The organism is Pseudomonas sp. PME37.24/025 (genome assembly GCF_055556615.1).
Window position 1 is genome coordinate 1 of the sequence record NZ_JBVHNK010000396.1, and the last position, 250, is coordinate 250.

At 60.0% G+C, this 250-nt stretch carries 1 protein-coding gene; it reads left to right on the plus strand.

The window, feature by feature from the left end; translation table 11 throughout:
* Positions 1-64: 64 nt before the first annotated feature.
* The coding region (locus tag ACZ3HH_RS30830; protein WP_465810481.1) for a translation initiation factor IF-2 N-terminal domain-containing protein at positions 65-250 on the plus strand (186 nt) is incomplete at its 3' end.

A 250-nucleotide genomic window follows, 5' to 3' on the forward strand; every position in this document is an offset into this window, starting at 1 on the left:
GAAGGCCGCTGAGAAGCGGAGCGTCTCCACATCATCTGCCGAGCCACATAGAAAAGAGGACTGAATGGCGAGTAACAACGTTGCCCAATTTGCCACCGAGCTTAAGATGCCCGCTGACCTGCTGCTGACCCAGCTGCGTTCGGCCGGTGTCGAGAAGAGCTCTGCATCCAACTCCCTGTCGAAAGAAGACAAGGACCGCCTGCTTGAACACCTGCGCCGTTCGCGCGGAGCCGCGCCGGAAGGCGAGAAG